This is a genomic window from Novosphingobium sp. BL-52-GroH (assembly GCF_044813085.1).
Lineage (GTDB): Bacteria > Pseudomonadota > Alphaproteobacteria > Sphingomonadales > Sphingomonadaceae > Novosphingobium.
Genome location: NZ_CP171152.1, coordinates 2,627,839 through 2,653,203, shown reverse-complemented (window position 1 = coordinate 2,653,203; position 25,365 = coordinate 2,627,839). Strand labels below are relative to the sequence as shown.

Genomic DNA, 25,365 nt, shown 5'->3' with positions numbered 1-25,365 from the left:
TGCCGGCTTAGCTCAGTTGGTAGAGCACCTGATTTGTAATCAGGGGGCCACGGGTTCGAATCCTGTAGCCGGCACCATAAAATCAAGCACTTAGCTAGATTTTATGGAGACCTTTCCAACATCGATAATGTTGGAATTCCAACACGACTGGAAGCTACCCCGTGCGAAACCACGCGCCGGCGGCCGCGCTGTAGGCAAAGCGGGCATAGCCGTTCACCGATAATCCGGTGATAATTCCCTTGATCGTACCACCGTTGACCGTCAGCAGGGTGACACCGGCGCCGCTGGCAATGATTACCCGCTGCCCGTCCATCGGACTGGGCGGCAAGGTCACCGTCAGACTGACCAGCAACGCTGCATTGTTGATTATCAGCAGCGACGAGCCCGCATCCATCGCTACCGTCGCACCCGTCACCGGCGTCGTGTATTGCAGGACGTCCGCGATCGTCGCTGTCGGAAACGGATAGGCCACCTGGGCAGCGGCCGGACGAGCGTACAACGAAAGCAGCAAGCACAGAAGCAGGCAACGCATGCGAACCTCCCTTTAGTATTGCTCCAGGAAACTGACCGTGGTGGTGGCACTGCAGGCGGCATAGATCGCGGCCGAACTGTCCAGTGTCAGGCTGGCGCCGGCGATCGGCTGCAACGGATATCCCGTGGTCGTGGTAACCCCGGTGTTGCCGAAAGCGCATGTATTCGCAGCCCCTACGCCCAATATGATCTTTCCTCGACCGGCGCGTGCCGCGGCAACCAGGGTTGATGATGTGCCGACACTGACCTGCCCGCTATTGAGACCGGCCCCGCCCTTGCCCACCACGAAACTGCCGTTCGTGTCGCCCCGGATCCGCACCCATTGCGTGCCGTCATAATACCAGTTGGCAACTGTCATCAGGTTGGGATTGCCTGATGGGTTCGCCGCAGTGACCGATCCGGGAGAAGCCAGCACTGCGTTCGAGACGGTATCGTTGCCCGTCGCCAGGCCGAACTTGGCGAAAACTGAAACATTGCTTCGGCTGTCGCACGAGACATTGCCGCGCTGGCCGTCAGCCAACGTCGGCATGGTAGCGGTGTAGATGCAGCCGATCTTGACCGGATTGCCGCTATCCGCCGCGCCTGCGGCACTACCACCCTGGACGGCACCCCCGTTCGCATCCCCCATCGCGGCGGAGACTTTGCCCACCGTCACGATGCCAGTGCTGTCGATCGACCGTATCCACACATGCGCGGCGGAGCCGGATAGCGTATCGCCCGGCTTTATCACGATCCCACCCGCCGTTGGCGCCGACGCCGAGGCGGTGAAGAACACCACTACCCGCGACGTGCCGATGTTGTGGACGAAGGCCGGCGCGCTCACCATCCCAGTATATGTCGTCACCAGGTCCGCCCAGCTGGTCGTCACGGTGATGTTGGAACCATAGCCCTCGGTGGGCTGCGCGCTGGTCGATTGGGCCATGGCCGCGAAGGGCGACAGCAAGGCCAGGAACAGCGCTAGTCCCAGCGCGCGAAACTTTGTCATCGTCAGGTACTCCTTACCAGATTTTCCACCACGGCCGACGTGCCGCTGCGATCGCTGCCGCGTCGCGTGCCTCGCACCGCTCCACGATGCCGATCGCCGACGTCGTCCGATCGTTCGCCTTGTCCAGTTGGCCGGTCTGCGCATCGCCGAACTGCACCCAGTCGCCCACTGTATTGCCATCAGGGAGCGGCGCGCCCGGCACCGCCTGGCGCCACTCCGCCGGCAACAGGTCGCTGCAGGCATTTTTCGCTGTCACGATAGGCGGCCCGGCGGCACAGCCCGGCAAGGCCAGCATCGCGCACACCGGGATCGACAGGCGTAGCCGCGCCAGGCGCATTGCGGATCGCATCTTCATTCTCCCTGGTCAGATCGTCGCTTGCTGAATTTCGCCCGGAAACAGCACCTACGACTCCAACGGCGTCTTTGCCGTCGTCGGATGCCGCTTTTCCCATTTGCGCGCTGAGAGCGGCCTCGCTGCCCGCCCTGCGCGCAGTCTGGCATTGATGCAGCCCGAACAGGATTGCGCCGATGGCTACCAAAGCCAGCAGCAACCGCCCCACGATCGATGCGAAGAAAGTTGCGAGCTTGTTCATGCCACACCTTTCACTTTCTCGAAGGCGCGCACACCGAAGATCCCGCCGGCGAACAGCAGCACCTGGACCAGATAGCCTTCCGCCAGCGGACGCTCGATCGCCGGGCCCACCACGAAGGCATAAAGCAGCCCGGCCGCCGTCACCCATTCTGCCGTTGGCCGGGCCAGGCGCACGTAGGCCTGAAACCATCCCGTCTGCCGGATGGGATGGTCCGGCATTGGAATGGTCGCGGGGATCGGCCGCGCGGCCTGATCGTCCGTCGTCGTCGCGATCATGACTTGGTGCCGTAAAGCCTGGCCTCTTCGGCCCGGCGGGACTTCAGGCCGTCCATTGGCTTGCGGTCGTTGTATATCCACTTGCCGAACTGGGCCTGGGCCTCGGCATATTGCCCGGCCTTGTGCAGCCGGCCCAGGGAAGATTTCCCGATCGCCCCAGTGTTGTAATGGAACGAGACGAGCGCATCGAACTGGTTCTGGGTCGTCGGCGTTTCACCGATGAAAGCCGCCACCTGTTTCACGTAAGTGACGATCTCGGCGTCAAACCGGGCGTCGCACTGGGCCTGCGTCCAGACCACGCCCTTTTTCACGTCGGCGCCGGTCGATCCCCACCCGCTCGTCCAGGGCTTGCCGTCGGCACTGCCGGGATCGGGATAGGCCGCGAACCGGCCATCGGGCAGCTTCCTGGCGCAGCCTTCCCACTTCTTGATGATTTTCGCGCCGGCGGCGCCCAACGTGCGACCCGTCATATTCCTGATCTCCCGAACAAATGCTGGACGCCCAGCTTCACGCCGATCGCCACGGCGGTGACTGCCGCCACCAACGCGCCCAGCCACTTGATGAATTTCCCCAGCGTCTTGACCGCGCCCCAGGCCTCGACGATGTCCTTCGTCTCGCTCACCTTGATTTCCAGCGGACCGAACTTGCCTTCCAGCGAGCCGACCTTGCCCTGCAAGGCGCGGATTTCGTCCGTCATCGTCGCCATCGCGGAAAGCATCCGCTGCTCGGCATGGGTCGGGCGCTCAGGCATGGGCACCAGGCCTTCAGGACGTGGCGGCGCCGTCAAGGCCATCCATGCTCTCGCGCGGATCCACGTATACCTCGATGAAAGCCGCCACTCCGTTCTCCACCGCGACAGCGTAGGATGCATTCGCTCCCAGGACTTGCACGGTCCCATCCGAAAGCGAGAGGCGCGCCGACGTGTCGTCCGACGTGGTGATGGAGATCGAGATGGTCATGGCCTGCCCTTTCGCTGGCTTGTAATCGTTCAGAACGTGCTCGTGGCGATGCGAACCCAGCTGTGGGTGGTGCCGTCGCCGGTGTAGAAATAGGCAAACCCGCCGCCCACGGCGTAATTCCCGGGAATACCCGCAGCGCTGCTGGTGGCGGGAACGGACGCCCGGGTGCCCACATAAAGGCCGTTCACCTGCAGTGCCGGCAGCCCAAACGCGCGCTGCACGGCAACGTCGGGCGATGCGGTTCCGTCGCCGAACTGCACGCTGCCCGATGCAATGCGCGTGCGCGGTTGCGTGTCACCGATGCGGAACAGATCGAAAATGCCATTCGCGTTGTTCTTGGTCGTCCAGCGCTTGGGCCCGATCACGATTTCGCGCTCGTTACCCAGCACCGAATAGCTCCAGCTCGCGTTGGCCGCATCGGGGGTGGTGCCGTCGGGCTTCACGATCAAGCTGTCACCTACGCCTGCCGTCCCCAGGTTGGACCATCCTCGCACGCCCTGGATACGTATGGTGCTGCCCGGGATCTGCTCCGCGATCCCGAAATCTCCTGCGATCGCGGGGTTTTCCAGCAAAGGCACGGTTGCGCCCAGGATCCCGTCAACGAAGGTATCGCCGCCCCGGATCAGCCGGCGGAAACCAGTGCTGGTGGGATTGCTTGGCCAGTTGATGTTCTTCAGGTTGACGCGCCCGCCAGTGATATAGATCGCCGGGCTGTTGCGAACGGCGGCAGAGCCGATCGGAACTGTGCCACCTGGCGGCACCAGCGTGTCGGACTGGCTGTCCGCCAGCGTCTCGATATAAGGATCGACGTAAGTGATCCCGATGCCGGAGCAGATATGCACCTCTCGCTCGAAAGAGTGCATGATGGTGCAGCCATAATGATGGATGTCGCCTGAAACAATGACCTCGCCGATATTGGAGAATTCGGTCTTTCCGCCGAACATCTTCACGTCCGTGCACTGCACGCCGTCGCGGTTACTGCCAAAGCACCAGGACACGTCGTTGCGCTGACACACCAGGCGCAGTTCGGATTGCTGGAAACAGTTGCCCAGGAAACCGGTAGCCCGGTGGCCCAGCGTCGCGCCCGCTAGGTCGGCGCCCAGCGGATGGCTCAACCGCACGTTCAATCCCGATATGGACCGGATCGTGAAGAACTCTCGCGGTGCACCGGCGATGCGCACCAGGTCGCCTACCCGCATGTTGACGGTGGTGGCCACCGCCACGATGTCGCTTGCACTGGTGCCCGTCGCCGTGGTGGTGAAACGGCGATAGGACACCTTGCTGATGACGACGTCCACGAAACCGCCATCGGTGACCGTATCCATGAAGACGCCGATCGATGCCTTGTCGTCCCCGTCGACGGTGCCACCCCCCTCCAACTTGGGCGCATAGGTTCCATACGCTGACTGCGCGCCCAGGGCGGCAATCACTTCGTCGGGGTTGGGCGTGCGGGCGATCGTCTGCCCGTTGGCCAGGGCGCGAAGCAGTGCTCCGCCCGGCAAGGTATAGTTCGCGCCTGGCCACAGGATCAGGCTATTGGAAAATCCCCACTGCCCGGAAAGATCCACATTGACCTGGCTGGTCGCATAACCGAAGGACGACGTCCCGCTGATTTTGCCCACGGCCACAATGCGCCGGCGCACCAGTTCGTTTAGGCGTGTGATCGCCGCAGCGTTATCCGTCGCCGGCAGCCGGTTGCCCGAACCATCGTACCGCGCGGCATCGCTTACGGCCCCCAACATGCTCAGGCGAATCGGCGCATTGGTCGGAACCACGTATTGTGTGCCGGCAGCATCTACCAGGTCGCCGTCCAGCGATACCACCTGATATGCCGTGTCCTCGGCATACACCAACGAACCCGCCACCAGTCCGGACGCCGTCGACGCCAGCAACTGCGCCACTGTCGGCCGCGCGATCAGGCTGCGGCCAAGGCCCGGCGTCACGCTGGCGAGGTCAACGCGCAGCGCAGGGTCATTCCCGGTGCCGCTCAGGGGCACAGGATATCCCTGTCCGTTGCCACCAAAGAACCGCCCGGCGAAGCCCGCGCGCGGCAGCACTTCGATGTCGCCCGAATTGCCGGTGACAAGGATATCGCCGGCGCCGCTCAGGTCGATCGTTGCCCCGGCTTCACCTTCCTTCGCCAAAATGCCACGGGCGTAAAGGTCGCCGACCATGACTTCCTGCTCCTGGATCGCCAGCACGCCGCGATCCAGTGCCAATTCGTGGCTAGCGGAAGGGAAGCGATCCGTGTTGAGGTACCGGGCCAGCTGATCACGCGGCGTCTTGCGACGGATACGCAGTTTCGCGCCAGCCACACTCGCCGCCAGGGTGACGGTACCCCCATCGTCCGTATCCCCGGGAGTGGCGTTCCACGCCGACCCATAGGGCAAGACCGTGGCCTCGCCCGAGACGATGCGCGCCACCTCGAGGTGCGATGCCTCGATATACCGGAACGGCGCGGCAAACTGTAAAGTGATGCCGTTCTCCTGATAGGTGATTGCCGGGGACCGGGCCGCGACCGTCATTTCACTCTTCTCCCGCAATGTTAGTCATGTCTGGCGCGCGCTCCGGCGTGCTGTCGCCGGGCGCCCACCAGTATCCGGTGCCCTGTTCGTCGGCCCATTTGCCCACCCGGTTCCAGGACTGGCGGTAGCTGGGGTCGACCTCCTCCTGTATCTGGTCGGCCACCGCCCGATCGAACGCCGTGCGCAGGTACCAGAGCGTGCCGCCGGGGATCTGGCCCCGGGCGAACTTGAAGGCGGCACCGGCGTGGTTCTTATTCCGGTAGATATTGGCGAGACCCTCGGCATCGCTCACCAACGGGCCCGCCAGCGTGCCAGCGATGCCGCCGCCGGCGCGGCTTTCCGCGCTCTTCACGAAATCACCGAAGATCCCGAAGCCGCCGCCCTGGGCGACTGCCTGACCCCAGAAACCAAGGTTGTCTGCGGCGCGGGGATCCCGGCCAGCGGCGATATCTTTCAGCCAGAGTGCAAGGGCGCCCATCGCAGTGGTGCCGATGACCAGGCCGCCGGCGTATTTGAGACGCTTCGCGCCGGCGAGCTCCATCGTGCGCGCGCCGTGCTGCAGCAGCAGCGAGATCCCGAACGACTTGAACAGGAACGCCGACTTGATGAGCTCGCCGTGCCAGGTGCCGCGCGGCGCCACCGAATTGATGATGGCGCGCGTGCTGACGTCCGGCGTCGGAACTGCCATGTCGGCCTCGCGCGCCGCCATCTCGAGCAGGCGATCACCAAGCTCCTGATCCTCGACCTTGCTCGGGAAAATCCAGTCGACGCCGCGATCGCGCTCGAGGGGCGCGGCACGGATCTTGTCCCACTCGGCCGCACCGATGCCGTAGCGCTGCAGCATGCGCGCGAAACCTTCATCGAGATTGTTGAAGGCCTTTCCGCGCGCATCGGTGATTGCGCCCATCAGCTGCATGCCGTGGGCCCATCGGCCGGCCTGCGTCCAGCGCGCGAGGCCGGAGACGCGCAGCACGCCCTCGGCCATCCGGCGCGACACTTCGCCGGTGAGCTCCTCGCCGAGGAAGCGCCCCTGCGCGGCCGTCCGGCTACTCCATTCATCCGCGATGAGGCCGAGCCGAACCGCGAGTTTCTGATCCTCGATCGAGCCCGGCTTGAACAGCTTGACGTAGTCGCCCATCATCTTTCGGACAGGCAGGCCATTGAACGCGCGCGTGGTGGCGCCGAAACCAAGATCGGTTACTGCCGACAGGAATGCGCCGCCCAGCTTCGTCGCGGTCTGGAAACTGCGCAACGTAGAAAAGCCCAGCGCGAGCCGACGGTTTTCCGGCCGCTGACTGGCACCGGTGATTTCAGCAACGAGGCGGTCGATCGACTTGCTCGCGGCATGCGCCTTGTCCGGCGCCTTGCTGTTCGGAGCCGGGTCGACGGCGGCCGACTTCGCGATCGTATCCTTCAACCAGCCCACCGTCGCGCTGGGGTTCGGCCCCAGGATTTCGAGCATGGCGATGTCTTTCGACATGCCGTCGATATGCCCCATCATCGCATCGAACGCGGTCGCGGCGCCGAACTGCGACTGGTAGGCCATCCAGTCGTCGGCGCCCTTGAAGACCAGGAACCGGCTTTCCGATCGGCGGTTGGCAAGGATCGACTGCCCCTGGATGCCGGGATCCCGGTTGCTCCATCCATCGGAGCGGATCCGGTTGAAGGTTTCCTGCAGCGCCGCCTCGAATTCAACGTCGTCCAGCGGCCGCCCCGTCTCGACATCGAGGATCCGCGCGCGGTCAAGCCGATCGGCGATCGCCCCGCGCCAAGCCTCATAGCCGGCCCGGCGCACCAAATTCGGATCATGATACTGCGGCAGGCCCCAGTCATCGAGCTTGCCGATGTCGCCGCCGGCGGCGTTGAAGCGCTGGCGCAGCATCTCGGCCGTCTGCCGCCAGGCGTCCGCCATCTCGCTTGCGGCGGCCTTCCCCGATGAGCCCGGCTTGAACAATTCGCGCACCAGGTCGGCCAGCTCGGCGGGATTGCGTACCTTGCCCAGCAGGTTGCTCGAGTGTTTGGCGAGGATCCCGTTCATGATGCCGTGGGCGCGGCCGCGCACCGCGCGCATGCGGGCGTCGACGCTCGAGTAGGATGCCTTGTCGCTGGGCGCGAGGAATGCAGGCCCGGCCGCCGGATCAATGGTCGCACCACCGCCGGCCGGGCCGCCCCCCTTGCCGCCATTGAACGAAGCGATATCCGCCTCGATCCGCTGGCGCGACGTTACCGCGAGAGCAGCCAGGTGCTTTTTGCGGTTCAGCTGTGCCTTGAGGCCGGCGATCGTCCTTTCGCTGGCAAGACTGGCAGCCGCCATCATCGGCATGTCGCGCTGCAGGCCCGTCAGGTGGCGCCCATAAAGCCGATCGGCTTCCGCCGCCTGCCCCTTGGAGATCTTGCCCTCGGCGATCAGGCCCTGGACGCAAACCGAAATACTCATGCCGCACCCCCTGCCGGCATCGGCGCCATGCAGCTTTCGATTGTGGAGATCGCGTCTTCGTCGGCTTTCAGCTCGGCCTCGATGTCGGCCATCGTGCGTTCGCCGCGCCCGTCGCCCAGGTCGAATGTCAGCTGCTCGGGCGCCTTGCGCGTCGCGGCGGCCGCCTGGGCATCGTGCCAGGCGAGATCGGCCACGCGGGCGACGGGATCGCCGGTCGGATCGTCGAAGACCTTGCCGGCCTCGAGGTCGACGATGGCAGGACCAATGCCGCCATCCGCGTCGATCTCATCGAGGATCGCCGGCGGGACCTGCGCATCGCGATTTCCCGACGTCAGCCGCCGACGATCTGTTCGCCATGCCTCGAATATCGCGCGCTGCTCAAGATCCCCTGGGATTGCAAGCGCCACACTGCCGGATGCTTTGCCTTGTTCTGGCAAGCTCAGACCCAATCGAACATCGCGAACCGTATCTACATCTAAGCCGGTTTGCGCTGCGATTTCTTTTGCGGTGAAGTCCTGGGCATGAAGTTCTTCAACCTGCGTTAGTACACGAGGATTACGCTCTCGGAGCATTGACACGACGCCTGCCGCGTTCTCACCTACCCACGCAGGTATGTGCGTCCGATCGCTTCCCACGCGACTGGCATTCACCTCTCCCGCCGCAAATTCGTGGTTGAAGGTAAAGCCGTTCTCGGGCCCCTGCATATCGATCGCCCCCGAGAACGCCTCATGCTCTCGCGGCACGTCGGCAAACCAGAGCTTGGTCCCGTCGCGCTCTACGAGTTGCTGGGCATAATTGAGCGACGAAGTGAACCATCCACCGTTCGCGCCATCGCCGGACCGCCACATGCGCACTGTGCCGGGCTGGGGGGGCGCCAACTCTGCCAGATCGGCAAGTGCCGGCCGTACGCCAAAAGCTTCCCCATCCAGCGTCGCCTGCGCGGCGCGCCATTCAGTTTCGCTCGAGAACAGGTCACGGCGCAGTTCCGGGAGATCCGGCGACTTGACGGATTGCGCAAGTTCGTCATCCGGCATGTCGACCACCGGCCGCTCGGCATCGAGCGCCGCCGGACGCATGGGCGCGCCGTCGACCCCGGCAAGATCCCCGCCCTCGATCGTGCGACCGGCTTCCATGCCGGTGCGCCGGCGGAAGTTCGCGACATAGGCGCGCGTCTCGGCCGGGAGGAAGGAAACCCATTCGTCGGGCACGCCGGCGCGGCGGGCGCGTTCCATGGCGCCGCGCACGCCGGTGCCGCGCTTCGTGCTACCGGGGCCGGCATTGTACGCGGCGGCCGCTTTCGCGGGATCACCATCGAACTGGCGCAGCATCTCGCGGTAGTAGGCCTGGCCGAGCTGCTGATTGTACGCGGCATCGGTGCGGTACCGGCGTTCATCGAACGGCAGGCCAGCCAGGCGCGCGGCTTCCGGCGCCGTTCCGGGCATGACCTGGGCAGGCCCGATCGCGCCGGCGGGCGAGGTGCGGAAGGATCCATCCCGGTTCGTGCCGCCCTCGATGCCGATCACCGCGCGCCAGGCCGTGTCGAAATCGGGCGCCACGCCGGCGGCGGCCGGCCGGGCGATGCGCGGTCGAGCCGAGGCCAAGGCCTGCACGGCGCCGGCTTCCGGCCACCGCGACATGGCCGCGATCGTGCCTTCTACCCGGGCCGTATGTGCCTCGAGGCCTTCATAGGTTGCCGCGAAAGGATGCGATGCATCGATTTCCCCGCCGCGCATGAGCACGTGCAGGGCAGCCGCCTCATCGGGCGTGCGCGCGAAGTCGGGTTTTGCCAGGACACGGACAACCGCCGCCTGGGCGTCTGTCGGCAGGGCGCCCATGATCGCGCGCCCCGCGGCGCCCAGCGCCTTGGGGGCGCCGATCTCCACGCCCTTGAAGGCCGCGCCGCCGGCGGCCGCGAAGCCGATGTTCATGGCGATCTCTTCGCCCGTCAGCTCGCGGCCCTGCTTTTTGCGCTCGGCGATCGTCAGCGGCGTTTCGATCGCCTCTACGCCTGCGTTGATCGCCGCCTCCGCCAGCATGCGCCCCGCCACGCTGGCGCCGCCCATCCCGCCTGTCAGCACCATGCTTCCGACGTTGAGCGGATCGGTCAGGCTGCCGGCCAGGCCGCCCGCCAGCGCTCCGCCCCAGCCACCGCGCTGCATCGTGTCGGCGTCCTGCGCCTGGCGCGCCGAGAAGCTCGAGCGCCAGCCCGCCTCGAACTTGGCGCGATCGCCGATTTCCTTGAAGGCCTCGGGATCTTTCTGGCGCGCCGCGTCGACGTCGCGCCATACCGCATCGTAGTTGACCGGCTCGGCGCCGTAGGGGTTGAAGTAGCGACGCGGGTCATTGCCGCGCTCTTTCAGCGCGGTGACGATCGGGGCGTAGGCGGTCCGCCGCTCTTCGTCGGTATGCCCAGTCTGGTCATCACGCGCGTACCGGAACCCTGCGGCGGCCGTCTCAAGGAACCCCGGCGCTGGACTGGTGTCGGCCGCGCCCTGCGGCCGCACGCGCTGCGGATCGAATTCGAGGGTGTCAACGACGCTCATTTCGCGGTCACCGTGCGGACCCACGGCTTGCCGTCGCGGCCCATGATGACGCGGTTGCCGACCATGAACTGGTAGCGACCTCCGCCGATCGCCACGGGGCGCGCCGCGCGGATGTTCGCGGGCGTGCCATCAGGGTTGACCGGCGCCTGGTCGGGATGATCCGTGATGTAGCGGGACACATGGCCTGCAAAGCCGCCCTCGGATACGCGATCGGGCAGCAGGTACATGGTGCCGTTCCACCAACCGATACCGCCCTTTTTGGTCGGGCCTGATCCGGTCGACCCGAGCGCCGCATCGAGCGCGCGGGCAAGCATGGCGCCGCTCATCTGTTCGCTAAGCCTGCCATTCTTCGCCAGGGCATCAGCCGCGATGTTTTCGGCGACCTCGAGAATACCGTTACGCTGCGATGCCGGGACGTTGCCGAGCGCGAGGTTGAAGCCGGCGCGCAGGCCCTGCAGCTGCTCCTGCGTAGCCACGTCGTCTTTCGGCGCTTTCAGGATTTGCGGGTTGGCCTTGCGAATTTCGCGGCCGTCCAACGCCTGGCGCTGGATTGGCGCCGGCAACGCGACCACCGACTGGGCAAAGGCATCGCTCGGCAGGACCTGGCGGACGGCCTGCATGGCGGTACGACCCGAGAAGCCACCGAGGGTCGAGAGCACCTGACGGTAACCACCATCAGAGCCGATCGCCTGTTCCTGCAGAGCTTTGGCCTCGGCGCCCGTCAGCGGCTCCATGCGGCCATAGGCACCCACGGCGCCCTTCATCCACTTTTCGCGCTGAGCGAGCTCCTGCGGCGCCCATTCGGTGATCGGCGGCGGCCCCATGCCTGCAGGCGCGGTCTGCGCCGCGAATGCGACGGGGTCGGAATTGAACTGGCTGTCGAGCGAGCCGCCCTTGTCGGTCAGCCACTTGATCTCGGCCTGGTCCGTTTCCGAGCGCTTGGCTTCCGGGACGGCATTGAGGGCCTGCAGGCGTTGCTGGCGCGTAAGCGGGGAGACCTTGCCCCAGACGCGCGCGAAGGCGTTGTCGCGCTCGAGGCCCTGCAGCTTGGCAACGGTCGACGTGTCGCCCATCGCCGCCGCCTTTGCCATCAGTCCGGGCAGCTGCGCGGAAACATCGATGCCCTGCGATGCCTGTTCGGTCGCCGTGGCGATCTCCTCGCGCGCCGCCGCGTTTTCGAGGTTCGCCTGGTGCTCGACCTGGGCCTGCGCACGGCGAACTTCTACCATCGACCCGTTGCGCAGCTGCTCGATCTGTTGCGGATCGAGCACGCTGCCGAACGTCCCGGCATCGAGCATCGCCAGCGCGGCCGTGGGGTTCGTGTCGTTCAGATGATTGACGAAGGCGACGGTGTAGGTTTGCTCGCCCTGTTGGCGCAGCTTGGCTTTCTGGACTGGCGTCAGCCCCTGCAAGCCGTCGACGTAGCCGTGCCAGTCGGTGATCGCCCCGCCGAGATCCGCCGGCTCTGTGCTGGTCCGGATCCGGTTCGCGTTGATGTCGAGCACGGAACCGGCATCCAGCGTCGTCTTCGCGACGCGCTGAACCTCGGCGAATTCGGCTTCCTGCCCTACCAGGCGCGTGCGCTGCGCGTCGAGCTGCTGCACCGCGCGCCGGCGCACACTGTCTTCCGTGATGCCGGCCAGCATGTTTTCGCGCGCGGCATCGTCCGCTTTCTGGACCAGGTCGACATGCTCGGCGTAGTCGGCCGACGTCGGGTTCGTGCGCAGCTGCCGGACGATCCCGTCCATGTTCTGCTGGTGCAGCGCATTCTTATGCGCGAAATCGCTCGCTTCCTGGTCCGCCCGCTGCGAACGCTGCACCTGGTTGGCGCGGATCTCGCGGCGGTGCATGTCATCGGCGACCTGTCCGACCGTATCTGCCAGTTCGGCGCCATAGGTCCGCGCGCTGGCCATCGGCATCGGCGCGCCCGCCTTTGGCATGACCTGCGCCTCGTATCCGCGTTCCTGTGCCATCAGCTGGCGCCGCCCTGATGTTGGGCGGACGAACCTTGCCCGGCCTGCGCCCAGTCATCCTTCATGCCCGCCACCGAACTGGCGGCGCCCAGCATGCCGGAGGCCAACGAGAAATAGCCCTCGGTCCGCTTCATTTTGGCTTCTGACCGAAGTGCCTTCGCCTTCGTGCCGGCATCGCGGATGATCGTCATCGCGTCGAGCGCAGCATTGGCCTGGCTTTCCGTCAGCGCATCGAGCGCGGATCCGGTACCGCCCATGAAGCCGTTCGAGCTTTGGCCTGCGAGCTGCTCGCCAATCACCTTGCGCGCCTGTTCGCGGATCCGCAGCGACTGCAGCGCGCCGGCGTTCTCCTCCTCGCGCGCCTGGCGCTTCAGCACCTTGGACTGCTGACGGCTCGCAACGAAGCCGCCCACGCCCTTAACGATGTTTGCGCCGATGGACAGGGCTTCAGCCACGCGTCTGTCCCCCGAACCATTCGAACAGCATGTGTGCTTCGCAGTCAGGCCCGTAGCCGTGCATCAGGTGCGCCGGCGTCATGCCCAGCAGCATCGCCCACTTGCACTCCGGTGTGATGCGCTTGGCATCGAGCGCCCAGCGCATGTCGGCCCGGTCGCGCTGCAGGAAGAACGACGTATCGGCAGCGCGGGCAATGAGCTCGATACGGTTGAGCCCGCTATTCCAAATGACGTCCCGCGCCTTGCGGGTGACAGCCAGATGCGCAGTGCCCAGATCGCGGCCGAGCACCGCCCACGCCACCCCGTGCTTGCCGACGTAGTGCTCGCCGATGCCAAGAAGCGCCACAAGGCGCTCGCCCCGCCGCGCGGCCCAGGCAGCCGGCTGAGAGGCCAGCACTTCGGCGGTATCCCAGTTGATGTCATCCGGCTCGGCGCCGAGCACGCGCGCCTGCGATGGCTGGCGCTCGATCTCGAACCAGTCGGCAGGCCGCATCCGGGAAAAGGTGACGGGCTCAGGCATCGTCTTCGTCCACCGTGAGGGCCAGCATTGCCGAATTGATGATCGCCGGCAGCGGATCCGAGGACACGAAGCGCACCCGGCCGTCGCGCGTCATATCGGACGAAACCGTGCCTTGCGTATCGCCGCTGAATAGCGGGATCGGGGCGTCCATTTGCGATGCAGTCGGCCGCTCGAGCACTTCCTCGAGGTCGCCATCGGCGTGATCGCCCACCTTGACCCCAAGTGTCTCGAGCAGATGCATGATCACTTTGCGGACACGCTGTTTCACGCCCTGCGTCGGCCCCTTGCGGGTATAGACGTTGGGGCGCAGCGTCACGGCAAGGGCAGTGTACGCCAGCCCTACGGTCAGAACGTAGTCATCCGTTGGCACCGAGGTTTCTGGCAGGGTGAACGAGCCGTTCGCAGCGACCGTGATCCCGGTGATGACGCCGCCACCGGCGAGGACGGCGATCGGCTGCCCGGCCAGGTGCGTGAAACCGGTGAATGTCGTCTGCCCGCCAGTCGCGGTGAACTGCGTTCCGGCATCGACGAAAAACGCATCGTTCTGCGGATCACCCAGCTCGCGCCATTTGGTCTGGCGCCAGATCTCGCGGCGCGCGACGCCGGCGCGCTGGCGCTCGACCAGTAACCACAATTCATCGGTGCGCCCATCGGCGCCGACAATGACCTGGCCGCATATCGCCCGGGCACCCCCGCCCAGGACGATGCGGGAAAATCCCTTCACCTCGAGCTTGGTGCTCGGGTGCGCGACTACCTGGCCGTCTGCACGCCCGGCATAAAGCACCGCTTGCGGAATTCGCTGCTGCGCCAGCCATGCCAGACCGGACTTCGAGATATGGCGCGCGGCGGCGGTAATGTCCTCGGGGACATACCGGTCCTGGCCGATATCGAAGCCGGCGGCGCGGATCCGGCGGCCGCCGCGCTCGACGAACAGCGTCTGCGTCCCGATCTGCAGCGGCCGCACCGCTTCGCTGCCATAGTAGCTCTGCGGCTCGAGGCTGATGTTGTCGCCGGCGACGGCCTGGGCGGAATTGATCGGACCGATCAGCAATTCCTTGTCGGCGGTGCCGACCAGCAGCTTGCGATCGGCGGCGATCCAGACGGGCGGATTTTCCGTCGACATGGTGCGCCGGAACGCGAGATCCGCCGCCAGCACGCCCGAGCTGGTGTAGCTCTGGAAATTCACACGGCCGCCGCCGTAGTCGCCGACCACGCTGGCGGCGAGCTCGAACAACCGGATATGCAGCTGGCGGCCCTGCCAGACGCCGACCAGCGAGGGCCAACCCTCGACATCCGAGAACAGGCCATGGCTCCACCGGTAGGTGGGCGTGGTGACAACCTGGTCGGGGAGACGGCGCTGGACGTCGGCAGTGCAGGACAGGCCATCTCCGGCAACCGCGGTGATCTTTACCTGCCCGAACCGATCGTGCAGGTAGAGCCAGCGCACGCCGTACGGCCCCTTGTCGTTGATGTCCTTTTTGCCGAGGCCATCCCATTCAGAGCCGGTAGTATGGATCGGCGGGTTCGTACCCGTCTTGTTGCCACCGCCGTTATCGTCGCACTGATAAACCTTGCCGTCCGACCGGACTTTTTCGCCGACCGCAACGCTCTCCATGCCCGCTTCCCACGCCTTGACCGAGGAATAATCCTTGGCCTCGATCTGGAAAAGGCTGCCGACATGACCGGCCTGGAAGATCGCGGCGCTGGCGGTGACAGTGATCCCGGGACCGACTGCGGCGCTTGCAGTCACCGTGGTTGCTTCGACTGTGTTGCGATCCTTGAACGGACCGTTGAGGAAGTCCTGCGCGGCATGCGTGAAGGTGACGGCGCTGGTCCTCAACAGCGATGCCGGACGGTAGCTTCCGTGGTCGATGTAGAGCCGGTCATAGCTCTGAGACGTCGATAGCGCCGGAGCGTCGGCGGCGGCATAGGGGGTAACGACCTCGTAGGCGACACCCCCCGTTTCGATCCGCGCGCCGTTCGTATAGAACCGCGCCTTTTGCTCCCCCCATTCGATTAGGTATTCCTGCGCGATCGAAAACCGAAAGACGCTTAGCCAGGTCGACGTCGGATCCGCATCGCGGATGTATTCGAAGCCGGGACGCTTGACGATTGGCCCTTCGTTCGTCGGCACGAAGTTCTCGCAAGTCGAGAGACCGTACTGATAGTGATCGGTTTCGATGCGCCCGTGCATCATCGGGTCGATCTCGCCGGCAAGGAAGCCGGTCAGGAGCTTGCGCACGTCGACCATCAGTTAATTTCCCAGCCCGGCCGGCCCATGGTCGAATAGCCTCCCGTGCATCGCGCGGTGACCCAGCTGCTCTCTTCCTGCTCGATCGGCGGGTTCTCCATGGCATCGACGCTTTTCGCGTCGCTGGAAGCCTCGCGGATCCGGCGCAGGGTCAGATCGCGATCGAACGCGGATCCGGCAATGCGTTGCCCGCAAGTCAGGGCCAGTTTGCCAGCAAATACCTGCGCTGCGAGCGGGTCCCACTCGGCAATTTCCGGAATATCCATCAGGCATTTCACGTGCAGCGGCGCGCCGTGATTGGTCAGGATGCTACGGCCTTCCTGCTGGTAACCGCTCACTTCGTCGCGGCCGCTGCCGTCGAGCACCGAGATCAGCCGAATGGCGAGGGCCGGAAGTTTGTACGAGAATTCATAGGGCGGCGGCACGGTGATCGCCTCGGCCGCCAAGGCGTGGCGGCGCGTTGCCCAGTTCCAAGAATTTGATCGGATGAACGCCTGGCGCTCGATCGCCCAGATTGATTTCAGGCTGCGCGCGGCATCCTTCTCATCGTCGATCGACAGCAAGCGGGTCTCGCTGCCGATGAACATGAGCGCCAGATTGGCGACGGAAGTCTGGTCTGCCACGGCGGCGCTCCGATCGCGCCTAGAAGACCGGCCACTTCGCCGAGAAGATGGCCGCCTTGATGTTGTCGAGCGCGGTCATGGCCTCGCCCTTGGTCATCTTGTCGGCGTCGATGTTGACGCTGATACGATCGCGGCCGGCCTCGGCGGCGCCGGCGCTGATCACGACGTCGCCGGCTTTCGGCTTGCCGCGCGTAAGAGTGAATTTCGCAGTGAACATCGACCATACCCCTGAAGGGAAAGGAGGGTGGGGAGCGCTGTCGGCGTCGACCTGGCGGCGCTCCCCGAACGGCCCCGAAGAGGGGGCCGCTATCTGCAGGCGGGGATCAGACCCCGCAGAGCTCGATCTTGACGGTGAGCAGCGTGGCCGAGGCGATCGCCGCGACGCCGATCGTCATGAGCATCTCTTCCTCGGCGCCTGGATCGTCGTCGAGCGTCGACGCTTTCGGACCCAGTGCGTTCGGTACGTCGGTGGTGGTGGCCGTCTTCGCGGCGACGTACTTCGAGGTATCGCCCGCGATGCCCACGCTGAGCGTCGAGGTGCCCAGCGAGGTATCGGTGGTGACGGTGATCGACGTGATTTTCTGGCCCTTGGGCTTTTTGCCGAGACGCACGACGTCGCCGATGTTCCAGGTGGTACCCGGCACCTTGCTGAGCAGCATCGAGCGCTTGTGCGCGCCGATCTCGCGGCCATCGGCCTTGCCCGGAGGGACCTTCGTGCCATCGATCACTCCCACCAGCTGCTTGGGATAGAGGTCTGCCATTTTCGTAACTCCCTAAGAGGGACGGGCCGGCGGCGCCGAGGACGCCGCTGGCGGCGTCAGCCCTTCACATTCCGGATGATGCCGCTCATGCCTTCCTGCGTGCGCGAGGCGGCCGCAGTCATGCCGGCGAGCACGCCGGGCATGAACCGCTTCTCCGGGATTTCGCCCACCCGCGAGCGCAGGCGCTGCCAGAAGTTCAGCACCAGCCCGGATTTCACCCAGAAGGGGTTGAGCCGGTACGAGTTGGCATCGGTGGCGAGCGCGGGCACGTTGCCCAGGAGCGGGTTGTCGAGCTCGAGATGCTTGAACCGCCAGCCCAGCAGGCCGGTGATCTTGCCGTTCTCGAACGTGCCGCCGAACGCCTCCTTGAAGTCGGAGCTGGTCGCCGGGATTTCGCCCAGCAGCGCGGTGTTGTCGTCGGCGGTCAGCACCATCCAGCGCTCGGCTTCGTCGGGCACGTAGTTGCGGGTCAGGAAAGCACCGGCGGCGATTAGCTTCGCCGTGTTCATCTTCGTCGCCGCGGCGGCGCCAGTGTCGACGGGGATGTAGTTGTTGGCCGGGAACGGATTGACCACCGTGCCATCCTTGCCGGTGATGCGGTTGCCGTAAAAGCCCTGCAGGATGCGGCGGGTCTTGGAGCGATTGATCACACCCGCGCCGTTCATCACCGCCGTGCCCTTGAGGTCGATCGCGGTCTGCAGCTGGTCGGAATTCTCGATGATCTCGGCATAGTACAGCTCGTTCGGCTTCGGCAGCCAGACGCCGTCGTAGCCCGGCCGCTGCCAGCGCGTATCACCTTCGCGCTCATCGTCTTCCTGCGGCTCGCCGTTGCCGACGATATCCTTGATCTTGATTTTCGACGAACTCGCGTCGTCGGTGATAGTAACGGTTTCCTCGAGCGGCGATGTCTGCAGCTGCAGTTCCATCTCGAGGTTGTTCTTATACTTCAGTTGCTGCGTATTTTCGACGGACATAGCCGTAGCCCTTTATTCGAAACAAAACCGGAGTGTTGCTGCGAAGGGCTTGGGGGCGTTGCCGCCCGGCCTCTCTACCGTTTGAACGCCACGGATCGGCGGTGCTTCCACACAGGGCCCAGGGCGATCGAGGCTTGGCCGGGACTTGATCGTCGCCCGGGACGGCGAACCGTGCCCGGGCTTCGATGAGCGGCGAAAATGAGCGACGCGACTCGCGGTGTCAAGCGGGTTTTAGGCCGCCCGGTCCTGCTGCCTCTGCCATTCTGCCGCCGATTCCTGCAGGCGGTTCCACCGTGCATTCTCCGGCGTGCCGGGGGTCTGCACCTTTTGGCCATACGCCTTGTCGGTGCCGGCCTGCGCCTTCATCGCGTCAAGCTCGCCCTGTGCCTCGCGGCCCGTCACGCCGAAGCGGCCGCGCCCGCCAGTGATGATCGTATCCTCCGCCATGCCCTGGCCGAGCTTGGTGAAGGCATCGAGCGCCTTGGCGACGCCAGCCTCCGGCCCGTTGCTGGCCGCGAGGGCATTGCGGATCGCGACCATGTCCTGCGAGGTGAAGCCCAGCGCGCGCCCGGCCGCATCGATGGCCGCGAGCTTTTCGGTGGACTGCTGGCCTTGCGCGGTAACCCACGCCTGGGCCGCCTTTTTCGCGTCGGCATCGAACTGGGCGACGTCGTCGAGCTGCAGCTGCACGAAATCGGCGACCAGGCCGTTCATGGCGGCCGCCGGGACACCGCGCTCGAGCGCCTTCGGAAGCAGCTTGCCGAGCAAGCTATCGTCGAGCGGGATCGAATTCCCGTCCGCATCCTTCACATCCGGGAGCACATAGCCCTCGATATTTTCCGGGACACCGATCGCCTTGTTGAAGGCGGAGACTTCCTCGGCCGAGGCGCCCTCGCCGGGGACCTTGATCCGGCCGCCATCGCGCAGCGCGCGTTCGGCCTCACGGTAGCTCTTGATCGCGTCGTCGGGCGATTTCCAGCCCTTGGACTTCACGTAGTCGCGGTTCGCCGCCGCTTCACCCTCGGCCTCAGCCGAAAGCGTACCCCACCAGTCAGGATCTGCACCGAGCCCAGCATCGCCGCCACCGGTACCGCCGCCGCCTTCGCCGCCACCCTCACCAGCACCGCCGCCGCCACCGCTGTCCCCGGCTGCCGGAGCGGCTCCGCCGAGCAGATCCGCTGCGCCACCGAAACCACCGCCGCCAGCGCCACCCTCGCTCTCAATACCCATCGTCTATCTCCATGACTTTACGGACGGCGTTTTCGTCCAGGTTAAGAAAATTCTGGATCCGCACGAACACTTCGCGCCGGCCTTCGCGGCGCGCCATCACGAGCGGATCGGTATCAAAAATCGTCGGCTTGTCGGCGTGACAGAACTCGGCCAGGTCGGAGAGCACCAGCTCGCCGCAGCGGCGCATGCCCTCCGGCCCCTCGCCGAAAACCCACCGGTAAAGCCGGCTCTTGGGCACCACGAGCCAGCGGAACAAATCCCGGTAGATCCGCGACACGATAACCCACGCCTCAGAGTGGACGTTTACGACCTGGTCCACTTACGCGGCCTCCGAAAGCTGGTTGGCCTTCGACAGGTTGAGGACGGCCTGCGAACCCTGCTGCAGCTGCTCGGCCTGCAGCATGGCCATCTTCTGCTCTTCCTGTTTCGCCTCGATCGCCGCGACCTCTTCGTCGCTGCGCAGGTAGCTCGGCCGCACACCCATCTCTTTCGCCAGGCCGATGGCGATCGCGCCCGTGTTCACCCGGTTCACGACCTTGGGATCGAACTGGGCTAGGATGGGAAGCGCCTCGACGAAGCGCAGCGTGCTCGACGTGCCTTCCGCGCGCGCCATCTTGGCCAGCATGTTTTCATATTCGACCATCGGCCAGGCGCCAGCCTCGATAACCTCGGCCGGGAATTCCTCGAGCTGCCCGTTGCGGATCGCAAGATCGAGTTCGCGCTGCGACATCGGCCCCTGCTTTTCGGTCGCATATTGGCTGGCGAACGGCCGCACCAGGATCCCCTGTTTCGCCATGACCTCGAGAACCTCAGTCGTCGTCATGCGCGAATTGGGATCGGTCAGGATGCGGTAGAAGTCTTCCAGGAACTCGGTGCGGATGGGTTGGCGCTCCTGCTCGATCATTTCGACAGCGATCGGAATGCCGTTCTCGCCACCGGGCATGCGCGCAACCATCGGGCGGCCCATATCGTCGACCAATCCCGGATTGAGCCCGCTGGCCCGAGTGACAAGCTTGGTCACCCCGGCGTCGTTGTTGAAGAGCAGCGCGGGATCGACTGCCTTGTGCGCGGCTCGCAGCACCGTGTTGCGCATCGCGTTGACGCCGTTGATGGTCGACATCACGTCGATCGCGGGCGAGCGGCCGTAGATCTCGCCGGCGCTGGTGGTATGCCGCGACACCGCGATCGGCATGGTGAAGAACCCGGCGCGGCGGATATAGGTTTTTTCTTCCATCGCCAGATAGCGCGACACGATCGGCATGCGCCGCCAGTCGAGCTTTTCGCGGTCCCAGGCGCGGTTCGGCGCCACGATATGCAGGATCTCGAATTCGGTGTTTTCCTTGCCCGGGGCATTCAGGGCCTCGCGCATCTTGGGCGTGAGTGCGTCCATCCCGAATTCTTGCTCGAGCTGACGTGCAGAGCGCTTGTAGCAACGATGCACCGTGTCCACGAGGCCGGCATAGTCGACATCGATGTAGACCTCCGAGAGATGCAGCGCCCGGTAGCTCATTCCACGCCCGGGCTTGCCGTCGACGAAAACGGGGGACGTTCCGTAGCGGCCGAGCTGGTCCCAGTCTTCGTTCGCCGCGGTGCCGAACCCGGTGCGCGCGGCGTGCCGGATCCCGTACATCCGCCGACTGGCCCGCTCGCACCACAACTGGACGGCCCGGATCGCCATCAGATCATCGTCGAGGAAACGGACGTTGATGTAGTCCTTTTCCTCGGGCGTCGTGATGGCAACGCCGGCGGCCGCAAACCGCTTGTTCGCGGTGATATGCGTGGTGTCGAAGTTGCGCGCGCCCCGCAGCTGGCCTGGCGACGACTTGTTGAAACCGCCGGCGCCGTTGGGGAAGCGCTCGTCGACCTCATGCCACGTGCTTTCCCAAGGACTGCGCAGGCTTTTCAGCCGTTCGTGGTCGCGCAGATCCGCCTTGGCGAGCTCTTCATCCTGGATTTGTTCATTCATCGTGGGTCACTCCCAAGGCGGATTGCGCGTAGGTTTCAGAGCAGGACGTCGCCGGCGAGGTTCCACACCTGGTGGCTACCGATCGTCAGCTGGCCGGCATCGCGCTTGCGATAGGCAGCGAGCTCACCGTCGAGGTAGAGAGCCCAGCCATCGATCACGGCCGGGCCGGTGATCTCCCATCGCTCCACGCCCAGAGCGAGGCCGGCGAAGCCGACGCGCAGGGGGACAGGCACATCGCTTTCGATCGTGAGCGGAGGTACGCCGAGCGCCTCGGTGCCTTCCATGAAGGCCACGACCTCGACCTTGCTGGCGCTGCCGACCAGATCGAGCAGGGAACTGACATCGCCCTTGTCGAGCTCCGGCAGATCCTTGGGCAGCTTGCGGGCCGGTACTTCGTCAGGCTGGCGCTCGAGGGCGGCCGCCAGCTGCTCGGCGGTCTGGGTGTGTTCCGCGCGGGCCTTGGTGGCCTGACCCTTCTGTGCAGCCACCTGCCGCTTGAGACCGGCTACCTCTGCCTGCGCCGTCCGCAGCTCGCCTTCGCGCGCGACGAGATCCGTCTCGAACTTGAGGCGTTCGCTCGACAGCACTTCCATGCGGTCCGCGAGGCCGTTGAGGGCAGCGATCACGGTTTCGCTATCGGTGTTGCCTTCATCCTCGAAAGCAACCCCGAGCCGCAGAAATGCGGCCTTGATCTGGGCATCGGAGCTTTCGCCCCCGCCATTTGTGTCCTGATTATCGGCCATAACCTAAACTCCCTTTCAGCTTCCGGGCACGAATTTGCCCGTAGAACCCAGCGCCGCCTCGGCGCCGGTGGACCCGTTGATGATGTCGGCGGCCGCACCCTTGCGGCGGCGCAGCTCATCCTCGTTTTCGATTTGCATCATGGCATCGTCGCGCGTGGGCGCCCCCAGCGCCGAGGGCGCCTTGCTCTTGCCACCGAGGCCCAGCAGCCCGCCGACGACCCCGCCGACCAAGAATTTCCCGATGCCTTTGAAGATTTTTCCCATAGCTCTAGCTCCCGCTGAAAACGTCGAAATCGCTGTCGTTCACGACAGTGCGGCCCATGTTTCGCGGCCGGCCGCGAATGTCGGAGATCACGTGCTCACCCTCGACCGCCGCGTATTGCTCGCCGTCGCAGACGTGGGTGTAGATCGTGTCCGCCACCTCGAGGTGCCCCCGGGTCTCGGACTTGTTCGAGCCCATCGCGGCATCGCGGTACCGGTAGCCACCGAGATGCCCGCGGATCAGGTGCTTGCACTCGGGATCCACGGCATAGCCGTCATGCTCGGCCTGGGCCTTCCAGATTGCCTCGTTGCGCAACGAGGCCCGGTTCGTCTTGGCCTTGAACGCGCGGTGTCCCAGCGCCTTCTCGAACGAGCGGATCCAGTCGCGCTCGTCATCCTCGTTGTCCTTTGCGCGCCAGGCGGCCGGATCTCCCACAAAGCGGATGCGGTCCGGATCGACGTCGGGGAAGTGCTCGGCCATCATCGCCCGCACCATCTGGCCGAACGCGGTCGGGCCGATCTTGCGCAGCACCTTGCCGTGCTCGAGGAAACTCACGGCTTCGCGCAGCGACCGAAAATGCCCTTCCGCCGTGCGCTGCGTCGCGACGGCCGAAGCGAACAGGCCCTGGTCGAAACCGACGATGAGCATGCGGCGCGGATCGAACTCGATCTTGCGCACGTGGCGCGAGTAATCGAACTGCGGATTGACCGGCTGCCCGTGCTGCATCGGCACGAACTTGTTGTCGAGCATGCGCGCCACGTAGTCCGGCCGATGCTTGTTCAGCGCCGCCTGGATCGCGTAGTAGCCCTTGGGCAGGTTGTGCAGGTTCTCCGCGCCTGGCGAGCGCCCGCCGGGCTGGATGAACACATCCATGAGCGGACGATCGCCCAGGACCTCGATCAACTCGGGATCGAGCAGCTCACCCAGGTTGCGCTCGATCGCCAGCGCATAGATCCAGTTATCCATGTACGGCGCGTTGAGCGACATGATGATTTGCTGGTCGACGACCAGGGCAGGATCGAGGTCGGAGGAGCGGCCGACGCGGCCGGAGAGGAACGCGAGCAGATCCGGCGGCTGCAGATCCGCTTCGTCGATCATCACCGCCACGACTTCCCAGCCACGGCAGGCTTCCTCCACCGACCGATCGCCGATCGCGCGGAATTCTATCTCAAAATCGCAGACATCGTTCGGCTGATTGTGTTCATCAAACCCAAGGATGAGCGTTAACTTGTGAGTGAACGGCGCCTTCCAAGTAAAATGGCCATCCGTTTCAGGATGAATACGGAACCACGAAGGCAAGGTATTCTTTTCGATATTCGGATAGGTCTCGCGGATTACGCCGACGCGCGCTTTGCGGCGGATCACGCCGTTCGCGTCGCGCCGGCCGCCCTGTTTCGTGCCGACGCGGCGCAGAGCGCGCAGCGCGGTCATCGTCTTTGCCGAACCCACCGGACCGATGATAATCTTGAGGAAGGCGCGCGACAGCAGGAACTGGTCCGAGATCGGGCCCGGCGAATTCAGCGTGCGAATGTCGAACTGGGCGCTCAAGCGTCGTCCTCCGGCTTGGCAACGCCGAGGATGTCGCCATCGACGACAACACCGGTCGCCGGTTTGATCTCGCCAATCTGCTCCTGGACGATCACGCCGCGAATGGTCGCATCGACGGCGATCGGTTTCTTGCTGTGGATGAACGGCATGACGCCCTCGGCGCAGCGGATACGCAACGCCTGCGCCTCGGCGTAGGTCATGCGCTCTGTCACCACGTTCGCGGTGCCATCCTTGCGGAAGCTATGGACCTTGGGTTGCTGCGACGCCTCGATTAGCACTTCCGGCGGCGTCGACTGGATTTGCATCATCGTGATCGCCGGGTCCTGGCCGAACCCTAGCAGGTACCGCGCGAAATCCTCCGTCCGCTTGTTTTTCGATCCCTTGGGCCGTCCGCGCCGGCGCTCGCGGGCATGACGGAGCACCGTGAGACGGCCCGCGCCAGCGCCGAGCAGCTCGCGCGCCTCGGCCATCTCCTCCGGCGTGACGGGATCGAGCATCTCGAGCTGGCGCTCTTCCGCCTTGGCAGTCTCGAACAGCGCCTTCGCGCTGTCCATCATGCTCTCAACCTCTTGTTTTCCACCAGTCTCAGTTGACACCGACGCCTCCCGTTCTACCGTGGGCGCGTCGACCTGGTGCCCCCTGGACACCTCCGCCACATCCCCGACCCGCAGCTAATTTGCGGGTTTTGCGCCCGGCGACGCTCCACCCCGACCCGATCGTCCCACCCCAAGCTTCGCGTCCCCCGGCCGCGCCGCGCTCAGGTCCGCGATCACGGAACGCAGGTCCGTTCCAAATCTGGCCACGCTCGTGCGCCGGCATGCTCGGCAGCGACGCCGTCGCGATGGGGGCAAGGGGGGGTGCCGAGGGCCCCGCCGACCCCCCGGGGGCCTCCACCAGGGCGGCGCGCGTAAGCCTGACAGGCAGACGACAAGAGCCGGAAAGCCCTGCAATTGCAGTGCCTTGCGCCCATCGTTCCAACATCATCGTTCCAACATGCGCCCAGCGAGCGCCCGAGATCGGCGGAAATCCGCCATTCTCGCTGCGCCAGGGCGAGCGCGCCTGGTCGACCAGGTCGAGGCCCTCGATCGGCGCGGCCGAGCCGCCGCCGGCGACGCCGAGGCCGAAAGTTTTCGCCGGCCTCCCCCGAATTACGGTGCTGCAGGCCCATTGGCCGAGGTCCGACGAATATCCGACCGATAGAATATTGATAA

Annotated in this window: 26 protein-coding genes and 1 tRNA gene; 1 reads left to right on the top strand and 26 read right to left on the bottom strand. The window is 65.3% G+C overall.

Features of this window, described 5'->3' with window-relative positions:
- Position 1: 1 nt before the first annotated feature.
- Positions 2-77 (top strand) — tRNA-Thr (locus ACFFDA_RS25460).
- Between the two features lie 77 nt (positions 78-154).
- Here the strand turns inward: ACFFDA_RS25460 and ACFFDA_RS25455 are convergent.
- From ACFFDA_RS25455 to ACFFDA_RS25330, 26 genes are all read right to left on the bottom strand, one after another.
- Positions 155-532, bottom strand: coding sequence for a hypothetical protein (locus ACFFDA_RS25455; RefSeq protein ID WP_404480056.1), 378 nt, complete (start codon positions 530-532; stop codon positions 155-157).
- 12 nt (positions 533-544) lie between these two features.
- A complete protein-coding gene (locus ACFFDA_RS25450; protein ID WP_404480054.1) occupies positions 545-1,516 on the bottom strand; it encodes a hypothetical protein in 972 nt (323 codons plus the stop codon).
- A gap of 13 nt (positions 1,517-1,529) precedes the next feature.
- Complete coding sequence (locus ACFFDA_RS25445) at positions 1,530-1,685, bottom strand: hypothetical protein (protein ID WP_404480053.1); 156 nt, start codon at positions 1,683-1,685, stop codon at positions 1,530-1,532.
- Between the two features lie 10 nt (positions 1,686-1,695).
- Positions 1,696-2,109 (bottom strand): hypothetical protein, encoded by a 414-nt coding sequence (locus ACFFDA_RS25440; protein ID WP_404480052.1) that lies wholly within the window; start codon positions 2,107-2,109, stop codon positions 1,696-1,698.
- The gene (locus tag ACFFDA_RS25435) at positions 2,106-2,384 is read right to left on the bottom strand and encodes a hypothetical protein (protein ID WP_404480051.1); all 279 of its coding nucleotides are present in this window, start codon (positions 2,382-2,384) and stop codon (positions 2,106-2,108) included. The genes ACFFDA_RS25440 and ACFFDA_RS25435 overlap by 4 nt, the downstream gene beginning before the upstream one ends.
- The gene (locus ACFFDA_RS25430) at positions 2,381-2,854 is read right to left on the bottom strand and encodes a lysozyme (protein WP_404480050.1); all 474 of its coding nucleotides are present in this window, start codon (positions 2,852-2,854) and stop codon (positions 2,381-2,383) included. The genes ACFFDA_RS25435 and ACFFDA_RS25430 overlap by 4 nt, the downstream gene beginning before the upstream one ends.
- Positions 2,851-3,135, bottom strand: coding sequence for a hypothetical protein (locus ACFFDA_RS25425; protein WP_404480049.1), 285 nt, complete (start codon positions 3,133-3,135; stop codon positions 2,851-2,853). Before ACFFDA_RS25425 ends, ACFFDA_RS25430 begins: the two co-directional genes overlap by 4 nt.
- A 13-nt stretch (positions 3,136-3,148) precedes the next feature.
- The gene (locus tag ACFFDA_RS25420) at positions 3,149-3,343 is read right to left on the bottom strand and encodes a hypothetical protein (RefSeq protein WP_404480048.1); all 195 of its coding nucleotides are present in this window, start codon (positions 3,341-3,343) and stop codon (positions 3,149-3,151) included.
- Between the two features lie 29 nt (positions 3,344-3,372).
- Complete coding sequence (locus tag ACFFDA_RS25415; protein ID WP_404480047.1) at positions 3,373-5,868, bottom strand: hypothetical protein; 2,496 nt, start codon at positions 5,866-5,868, stop codon at positions 3,373-3,375.
- Between the two features lies 1 nt (position 5,869).
- Entirely contained in the window at positions 5,870-8,305 is a 2,436-nt protein-coding gene (locus tag ACFFDA_RS25410) for a hypothetical protein (protein ID WP_404480046.1), read from the bottom strand.
- Entirely contained in the window at positions 8,302-10,848 is a 2,547-nt protein-coding gene (locus ACFFDA_RS25405; RefSeq protein WP_404480045.1) for a transglycosylase SLT domain-containing protein, read from the bottom strand. Before ACFFDA_RS25405 ends, ACFFDA_RS25410 begins: the two co-directional genes overlap by 4 nt.
- Complete coding sequence (locus tag ACFFDA_RS25400; protein WP_404480044.1) at positions 10,845-12,821, bottom strand: hypothetical protein; 1,977 nt, start codon at positions 12,819-12,821, stop codon at positions 10,845-10,847. Before ACFFDA_RS25400 ends, ACFFDA_RS25405 begins: the two co-directional genes overlap by 4 nt.
- Positions 12,821-13,276, bottom strand: a complete 456-nt coding sequence (locus tag ACFFDA_RS25395; protein WP_404480043.1) for a hypothetical protein — start codon at positions 13,274-13,276, stop codon at positions 12,821-12,823. The genes ACFFDA_RS25400 and ACFFDA_RS25395 overlap by 1 nt, the downstream gene beginning before the upstream one ends.
- A complete protein-coding gene (locus ACFFDA_RS25390; RefSeq protein WP_404480042.1) occupies positions 13,269-13,796 on the bottom strand; it encodes a hypothetical protein in 528 nt (175 codons plus the stop codon). Before ACFFDA_RS25390 ends, ACFFDA_RS25395 begins: the two co-directional genes overlap by 8 nt.
- Positions 13,789-16,047: a hypothetical protein gene (locus ACFFDA_RS25385; protein WP_404480041.1), complete on the bottom strand. Its 2,259-nt coding sequence runs from the start codon at positions 16,045-16,047 to the stop codon at positions 13,789-13,791. Before ACFFDA_RS25385 ends, ACFFDA_RS25390 begins: the two co-directional genes overlap by 8 nt.
- Positions 16,047-16,670 (bottom strand): hypothetical protein, encoded by a 624-nt coding sequence (locus tag ACFFDA_RS25380; RefSeq protein WP_404480040.1) that lies wholly within the window; start codon positions 16,668-16,670, stop codon positions 16,047-16,049. Before ACFFDA_RS25380 ends, ACFFDA_RS25385 begins: the two co-directional genes overlap by 1 nt.
- A gap of 19 nt (positions 16,671-16,689) precedes the next feature.
- Complete coding sequence (locus ACFFDA_RS25375) at positions 16,690-16,887, bottom strand: hypothetical protein (protein ID WP_404480039.1); 198 nt, start codon at positions 16,885-16,887, stop codon at positions 16,690-16,692.
- 106 nt (positions 16,888-16,993) lie between these two features.
- The gene (locus tag ACFFDA_RS25370) at positions 16,994-17,431 is read right to left on the bottom strand and encodes a hypothetical protein (protein WP_404480038.1); all 438 of its coding nucleotides are present in this window, start codon (positions 17,429-17,431) and stop codon (positions 16,994-16,996) included.
- 56 nt (positions 17,432-17,487) lie between these two features.
- Positions 17,488-18,405, bottom strand: a complete 918-nt coding sequence (locus ACFFDA_RS25365) for a phage capsid protein (RefSeq protein ID WP_404480037.1) — start codon at positions 18,403-18,405, stop codon at positions 17,488-17,490.
- 231 nt (positions 18,406-18,636) lie between these two features.
- A complete protein-coding gene (locus tag ACFFDA_RS25360; protein WP_404480036.1) occupies positions 18,637-19,635 on the bottom strand; it encodes a hypothetical protein in 999 nt (332 codons plus the stop codon).
- A complete protein-coding gene (locus ACFFDA_RS25355; protein ID WP_404480035.1) occupies positions 19,625-19,954 on the bottom strand; it encodes a hypothetical protein in 330 nt (109 codons plus the stop codon). The genes ACFFDA_RS25360 and ACFFDA_RS25355 overlap by 11 nt, the downstream gene beginning before the upstream one ends.
- Positions 19,955-21,601: a portal protein gene (locus ACFFDA_RS25350; RefSeq protein WP_404480034.1), complete on the bottom strand. Its 1,647-nt coding sequence runs from the start codon at positions 21,599-21,601 to the stop codon at positions 19,955-19,957. It abuts the gene before it with no gap.
- A gap of 35 nt (positions 21,602-21,636) precedes the next feature.
- Complete coding sequence (locus ACFFDA_RS25345) at positions 21,637-22,344, bottom strand: hypothetical protein (protein ID WP_404480033.1); 708 nt, start codon at positions 22,342-22,344, stop codon at positions 21,637-21,639.
- A 15-nt stretch (positions 22,345-22,359) separates the two neighbouring features.
- A complete protein-coding gene (locus ACFFDA_RS25340; RefSeq protein WP_404480032.1) occupies positions 22,360-22,608 on the bottom strand; it encodes a hypothetical protein in 249 nt (82 codons plus the stop codon).
- A gap of 4 nt (positions 22,609-22,612) precedes the next feature.
- Positions 22,613-24,154 carry a hypothetical protein gene (locus tag ACFFDA_RS25335; RefSeq protein WP_404480031.1) on the bottom strand — a complete coding sequence of 514 codons (1,542 nt, stop codon included), beginning with the start codon at positions 24,152-24,154 and terminating at the stop codon, positions 22,613-22,615.
- Positions 24,151-24,711, bottom strand: coding sequence for a hypothetical protein (locus ACFFDA_RS25330; protein ID WP_404480030.1), 561 nt, complete (start codon positions 24,709-24,711; stop codon positions 24,151-24,153). The genes ACFFDA_RS25335 and ACFFDA_RS25330 overlap by 4 nt, the downstream gene beginning before the upstream one ends.
- Positions 24,712-25,365: the final 654 nt, after the last annotated feature.